The following is a 7,600-nucleotide window of genomic DNA, read 5'->3' as shown; positions in this document are numbered from 1 at the left end:
TGGTTACCCAATGGAACGATAGAGTTTGCTGGACGTCGCGATCACCAAATAAAGGTGAGAGGATATCGAGTAGAACTTGGAGAGATCGAAGAAGTATTGTTGAAACAAGAAGGAATTCGGCAAGCCGCTGTGAAGAGTGTGGATCATGGGGGAGATGTGGGGCTGTGTGCGTACGTGGTTGGCGAAGAAACAATGAACGAAACGCATCTTCGAGAGCAGCTACTCCAGCAGTTGCCTCACTACATGATTCCGTCTCATATTGTATTCTTGGAAACCCTGCCGTTGAATTCAAACGGGAAGATTAATCTTAAAGCACTCCCTGATTGGAAAGCTGTAGAAGATAATAGTTATTTTGGACCGATTGGTGAAACAGAATTAATGCTTTCTGATATTTGGAGTGATGTATTAGATATAAAAGAAATAGGAAGGAATGATAATTTTTTTCTTTTAGGTGGTCATTCATTAAAAATATTAACAGTACGATCGACTTTATCGAAAAAAGGGTACAAGGTTACTTTCAATGAGTTATTGACTCATCAAACTATATCAGAATTAGCAGGCTTCTTAGATTTGAAGCAGCAAACGCTACCCGGAAAAATCAACACATATGATGATACCGAATTCTTGCTTGAATCGAGACTTGGCGTAAGAGCACAGTTTGCAATTAAGGACTATGATGGGAGAAAAATCACAGTTCTATTTGTGAATGAGATTCAAAGTAGCAAAAGTTTAGAAATTGAAAAGATACTCTCAGTAGAAGTAGAGGAATCTTTGCACCCAGAATATATAATTTATTCAGATGATAAGTATGATGAGGATTTTGTTCCTGAGTTCATTTCATCAGATCAAATGTCGTTAGAGAAAAAATTATTTGAAGTTGACTATTTGCAAGAGCAGTTTACAGCCTATTTCAGTGGAGGATCACTAATAAAAGAGTATCCTATTTCACCTTCTCAATACTATCATGCACAGAATCAAGAATTCTCAGGTACAACAATTTATTTTAATCAAATTGTCAATATAGATATTTTGAATGAAGTATTTGCAGAATTACTTCAAACTCAAGAGATGATGAAAAGTCTCTTAATAACAGATCAAAATCAACTAAAGTGGCAAGTGTATGAGCCACGGACGGCATTAAAAATACCTTTTTATGATATATCCATGTATAACGAACACACTAAATCAAAAATTTTAAACTTAGTACGTAAACATCTTTTCAATGAAAAATATAGTCAAGAAAACTCATTAATGTATCGATTACTACTTGTAAAAGAAAATACTAAAAAGTTCACATTAATGATTCCATTTTCACATGTTAAATTTGATTCTATTAGTAGGGGGATCCTGGAGGATTTTATCTCGAAAAGATACGATCAATTATTATACAAAACAGAGGCAACCAACACGAGTCGACCCACTGAGCTTGTTAGTTACGAGAGTTATGTATCACAAATAAGTAGAGGACCTCAAAGAATACAGGATGATAGAATTAAAAGTGCTTTTGATTTAGACAATTTCTTTAAACTTCAACAAGGTTTGCAAAAATATAACGTATCATCTTTCCGTGAATCGAGTCCTATAATTTTGCATAAAGGATTAGAGTTCGATTCTAATAAAGACAGCTGGTTAACATGCTTGAATTATTTCATTAAGTTCGTAACTTCTTTCTATAACAGGTCTTCTGTACCTATCTGGATGATTAATTTTGGCAGACAGTATGGTTCAAACAATTATTTCCATTTATTAGGGGAGTGTATCGATTTTATTCCATTGATTATTAATAAGGAAATCCAAACTAATCAAAATAACCAAATTATTCAAAGTAAATTAGAAATTGCACAACAGCACAATATAAATTTTACAAATTTAATCTATAATGATGAAATGAATAGTATGTATCCTGCATCAACGGACTTATTAAGAAGTACGATATCTAACATGCCTATCATATTTAATTATTTAGGAGAAAATGCATCGGTTACTAACATCGGAGAAACTAAGGACACAACTCTGCTGGAAAACAGAAATGTTGGCAAAATGATTTATCAAACGGGTTATTCAAACGGAAATATATTCGTTCAGCTTATGCTTCCCTTTGGTGAGGAGAAGGCCAGAATGGTTTTTGATCATTTATAAACTTTGTTGACAAGTGTTAATGGGGGCAATCGCCCCTATTAACCAAAAAATATGTGATTATACGTTGAGGCGTGGTGTACCTCCAAATGAATATTATTTGTTGCTATCATCAGGTAATGTCGAATTCAGTGAACATAGAAAGCGTTTATTATATTAATTTAGTATGTATTCTGACTTACATAAGATAACATTGAAATACACACCGTTGACGTCTTGTTTGTTAGCTAATTGGCTAATGCCGTCAAGGACCATTGTTTTATCTAGGTAATCAAGTGGTTTAGTAGAAGTCATATATAATACATAATTTTAAAAATGGATACCGATTTATAAGCTCAAGTCTGTCCTCCGCTAAAAAGGATAAAAGAAATACATTTTATATTGCGTAACGTTACGCAATATGATATTATATATTTAAGACAACGACTGAGCCTATTCGTAAAGAGTGAGGGATACACTTTTTACTGAATAGGGTATCCCCTTAATCAAGCGTCTTAAATATTATGAATTTGATAAGGAGAGAGCTAATTATGGCAAACTTACCATATACATTGGAATTTAAACAAGTGACAGGTGGCGGTACCAAATTTGCAATTATCAAGACCGAATTGTCTCGGGTAAAACCCGAAATCATTAATACCCAAATGCAGCAAAAACCACATATTGGGGTAAACGGAGGTTTTTTCTCAGCAGATAATGGCTACGACAAACCTCCAACAGCTCTAAAGTCAATTAGTTATTGGAAGGGAGATAGTAGTTCATATTCCTACAATGGAACAAGTAGTTCTCAACTTTCTCGTAAAACTTTCGTTTCCTATAAGGATAGCAATAATCAAACAAAAGCGGCCTATATGTATGCTAAAAATCTTAACGAAGTGTTGGCAAATTATCCAACAGCTCAAGCGGTTATTGGGGGAAATGATTATAACCGTGAAAGTTGGGGTTCAGGGCTCTTGGTCCAGGCATATGACTTAGCTGCTTGGCGTACAGTTTTGGCTTGGGATAATACCTATGGATACTTGATTGTTACCAATGGTACTTCAGTAACAGTACCGAATTTGAAAGTAACTTTAGAGAGTGTTGGAATTAATCCAGTCAACTCTATTGTACTCGACGGATCAGGTTCTACAGCTATGCGGGTAGTACAGGATGATGCAATACGTTGGTATGGCTCGCCGACACACGATCGGTATATTGGTAATATGGTTCGAGTACACGGAATCGATTGGTTTAGCTAATGTTTGTGAGGTGATACCCAAATGTACTGGGTGTCACCTCTTTATTTTGGAGATATTTGGCTTTTGATCGTTTTTATTTTACAATATAGTTAGACGACGCATTTAAAGGAGCATTTGATATGGAGAAAATGAAAAGGGAGTTGGTAATCAATGTAACTGTACTCTCCTTTATTTTAAGTGCATTGTACGGTGTTCTAGTTACCAACATTAACAATACAATAGTGTCCAATTCTGACAACATAAGCGACCAGGGTGGATTTGTTGTGTTTGGGTTGTTCTTTTTATTTATGTATTTGTTTCATGTCATCATTAGTTTTCTTAATTTTGTAGTAACAAGAATCGTAGGAATGGAACTTCCAAAGAGGTTGTTTGTTTTTAATGCTTTAGGATTAGTGTTAGTTGGATCAATTTGTTTGATTGTAAAAGATGCAACAGTACTGTTCTTGATCTTCTCTTTAGTGATTTATTCTTTATTCGCTATATTCAACTCTCGTAATTTGGCATAACGCCTAGTTTGAACCAAAACATGCAAGTGCTAATCTCTTTAATTGTTTTTAAATTGGAATACTCTTTTCGAAAGTAGCTCTAGCATGAAAGCTAGAGCTACTTTTTGTTAAATTGAATAAACAAGTAAGGAGCATAAAAGGTATTTGTTGGAGTTGAATTCGTCGTGATATAAATATTTGCTTGTAGTTTCATATCATACATATCAATTAGTTGAAGTTAGTGTCAATACGCCTTATGATATGAAAAATATTCACCATATAACTGGTGCGAATGCCAAGCTCACATGGTTTTCCTGGGGGGTTCGCACCTCGGAAATTGTCGAAACTAATCTTTTCGTGACCTTTTGGCAACACATTTACTTGAATATTATGTAATATGTTTAATAATAAACAATTGAAAATATCGGAAGGACGTAATTAACTTTTTCGAGTTGGTATTATTACGTCATTTTTCGCTGTCGCACTCTGTATGGAGTGCGTGGATTGAAATCTGGAGAACGGGGTTTCCGCTGGCGTTTGCTTTGGGTCGCACTCTGTATGGAGTGCGTGGATTGAAATCGCAGAACTAATCTCAAACACAGCCATGTTAGTAGTCGCACTCTGTATGGAGTGCGTGGATTGAAATCGAGTTGAAATACGATTCGTAGCGGTCAAGCTTGGTCGCACTCTGTATGGAGTGCGTGGATTGAAATACTTTCGATACGGTCATCCGGATGCATGACTTGTTGTCGCACTCTGTATGGAGTGCGTGGATTGAAATAGTTTCAAGCACCAATTGCCTACGACAATGGGTACGTCGCACTCTGTATGGAGTGCGTGGATTGAAATCAATCAAACTCAATGTTATCAATGGCATATTGAGTCGCACTCTCTATGGAGTGCGTGGATTGAAATTTCATTGCAGATCACTTGGCATAATTATGGGGCTGTCGCACTCTGTATGGAGTGCGTGGATTGAAATGAATAAGTCCAGTTGCTCTCAACGACTGCATCCCGTCGCACTCTGTATGGAGTGCGTGGATTGAAATGTGTTGTGCTCATGGTATGAGCTCCTTTCCTTCAGTCGCACTCTGTATGGAGTGCGTGGATTGAAATTTAACAGCTTCCAGATCATTGAACAACCGGGTAAGTCGCACTCTGTATGGAGTGCGTGGATTGAAATATTAATCATTTTTGATCCTCCAATTCAATCATGTAGTCGCACTCTGTATGGAGTGCATGGATTGAAATCAAGAACTATCTTGAGATTGTGGATTGGAAGAAGTCGCACTCTGTATGGAGTGCGTGGATTGAAATGTTTTGGTCAGTACGTTCGTACGTCGGATTAATCTGTCGCACTCTGTATGGAGTGCGTTCATTGAAATAATACAGGATAAACAGTGGTATCCTTTACGGGCACGTCGCACTCCGTATTTTATAGATAAGTGGCTAATTCGAAAAAAGCTGTCTAACAAATCCAATCTGTTGGTGACTTATAGAAAAAGAAATTGATTTGAATATGTTCATGATTGAGCTAATAACCCTGAACGTGCCAATCTAAGAATCCAGTCACTGCGAGCATTTGAGTAACATGCACCCTGTTAAATCTGAAAAGATCCTCTGTTCAGCGTTAGGAAAGATAATGGCCTAGGTAGCACAATTACCACGTCCAGGCTTTCATATGATTCGTTGGATGACTTAGCTAAGAACATTAGAGCTGAGAATTTCAGTTAAATGTTAATAGCGGATGAAGCATGAGGCCATAGTATGTACCACCCTATTAAACTAACGGTTGTGAAATCAGGAACAGTCTACCACCTTGGCAACTATTCTTTGTGATCTCTTAAGTCATTGATAGTTCTTTTACTTATGTATTAATAAAAGAGTAATATAATTACTTTTATATGGAGGAAGAATATGGTGTTAAAGAAAAGGTCAATGTATCGATAATTCATGGAGATTCTCGGTATTTCGCTCATGATGCTCATCGCAACAATATTTACACTACAGAGGGTTGCGTTAGCAGTAACCGAGCCAATATATCATGAGTGGGACAAGGCGCAGGAACATGTGGATTTAGCCATCTGTGGTTCACTGACCGAGCAGCTATTGGACTCATTCCGGTTCGTCAAAACTGGAAGTGGGGATTCATTAATTACCAGGGAAAATTTGTAATTAATCCACAGTTTCAATTAGCAAGGGATGCATTCAAAGTGATAGCTCAGGACAAAAGCATCGAATATATCGGTCTTTTTAACAATGAGCTGGCGATTGCGAAGAAAAATGGGAAGATTGGCTATCTAAATAACAAAGGGGAATTCTTATCTCTCCTACATATGAGGAAGGAACAAGTTTTTACAGTCAATCAAGGAAAATTGCTTACGACGTTTACATCGAAGACAAGGAATATGGGGCAGACTATCGTATTTCAGGGCTATTCCCTGTAAAAATAAATGGACTGCGGGGGAGTATGACTTACAAGGGGCAGCAAGTGGTACCTGCAGAGTTCAAAAGCAAAATCGAATTCAGAGGTGATACACTAGCATGGGGGATCCACTGTGATAAGTATAGTGCTATTGTTAGGCAAGATGGTTTAATTATTTCTTTATTTAAACAATATTCCGGATTAGGTGAGTCAAAGAATGAACTTTGGAAATCCAAGACAGTGGCGAAGGAATTCTTGATGTATCCGGGCATGTGATTGTTGAACCTCAAGATGACCAAAAGGTTTTTCTCTCAGGAGATGGAAATTATGTTGTAAGAGATATGAAAGATGAAAGTTCCGGTTGGTCATTTTATATATGCTAGGGTTTAAATGGTTATATGGAGTATTAGTAATTTAAACCTATGTGATCGTAATAGTATCTTACAAGAGCAAATGTATGTTGGAAATAGAGAGCACTTAAGTGACCCCAATATAGATGGACTATATATTATTAATTAAAAATCTTCAATTAGAAGAGTTTCGGAATGTTAATTTCAGAAGGGGATAAAGAGAATGCTGTTAGAAGTAGAAGGAAGAGCTGATAAACTTGGCATTAAATCTGAAATTAGATGAGTATTTTAACGTTACTTGAAGTATTAGATGAGAAGATAGATTATATCGAAGCTCTTTGAGATGAGGAGAGGAAATTGATGTCTGGTCGTTAAAAAACGGAACAAGAGAAGGGCAATAATGTAACTAGAAGATTTAATAGGATTTACTTTTTAGGAGCTAATACTTGCTGTAATTTCAACAATTTTTGTGGATTATCATTAACAAAAGTAGACTTACACGTTACACGCATAGGGTCTGCCTAGAATTTTAATATTTCGTACGTATGAGTTTTATAACTCATCAATGGGGATAAAAGAAACGAATATACATACTTTGAGCCGGAAGTATGGTTAATAAGCATTAGGGCAATTAACATCTAATTCACTAAGGTTAAGTGTGGTGCATTAAACCTTTGACCGTATAGTTTCGATAAAAAATAAAAAGACTTTACAAACAAACATTAAACATGATATATTATTTATCCGGCCAAGAAATGGTTGGGAAAACAAGTTTGATCTTTGAAAACTGAACAACGAGTGAGTAAACATTCTGCTTGCAGAATAAACGCGAAAGTCTGAGAAAAGCCTTGGCTTGAATCTACTGGAGCACAAATGAGATTTTTAATCTCGTCAGTTTCAAAATGAGCTTATCGCTCTTTTCAATACTTTATTGGAGAGTTTGATCCTGGCTCAGGACGAACGCTG

4 protein-coding genes and 1 CRISPR repeat array are annotated in these 7,600 nt (G+C 36.3%); all 4 genes read left to right on the top strand.

All coding sequences use genetic code 11. The features are described from left to right. A partial coding sequence (locus BLS14_RS32170; RefSeq protein ID WP_256336791.1) for a condensation domain-containing protein occupies nt 1-2,139 on the top strand: 2,139 nt, incomplete at its 5' end. 527 nt (nt 2,140-2,666) lie between these two features. Further along, nucleotides 2,667-3,374, top strand: coding sequence for a hypothetical protein (locus tag BLS14_RS32165; RefSeq protein WP_090955871.1), 708 nt, complete (start codon nt 2,667-2,669; stop codon nt 3,372-3,374). A gap of 119 nt (nt 3,375-3,493) precedes the next feature. Next, nucleotides 3,494-3,880, top strand: coding sequence for a hypothetical protein (locus tag BLS14_RS32160; RefSeq protein ID WP_090955869.1), 387 nt, complete (start codon nt 3,494-3,496; stop codon nt 3,878-3,880). A gap of 457 nt (nt 3,881-4,337) precedes the next feature. Then, a CRISPR array of direct repeats spans nt 4,338-5,312; the repeat unit is 33 nt; unit sequence GTCGCACTCTGTATGGAGTGCGTGGATTGAAAT. A gap of 595 nt (nt 5,313-5,907) precedes the next feature. Further along, entirely contained in the window at nt 5,908-6,306 is a 399-nt protein-coding gene (locus BLS14_RS32155) for a WG repeat-containing protein (protein ID WP_090955867.1), read from the top strand. Nucleotides 6,307-7,600 lie beyond the last annotated feature (1,294 nt).

The sequence above is a fragment of the Paenibacillus sp. OK060 genome (genome assembly GCF_900101205.1).
Lineage (GTDB): Bacteria > Bacillota > Bacilli > Paenibacillales > Paenibacillaceae > Paenibacillus > Paenibacillus marchantiae.
This window is presented reverse-complemented; position numbering and strand designations above follow the sequence as displayed.

Coding starts and splice junctions, on each gene's coding strand:
- BLS14_RS32160 (WP_090955869.1), top strand. CDS start 3,494: ATGGAGAAAATGAAAAGGGAGTTGGTAATCAATGTAACTGTACTCTCC.
- BLS14_RS32165 (WP_090955871.1), top strand. CDS start 2,667: ATGGCAAACTTACCATATACATTGGAATTTAAACAAGTGACAGGTGGC.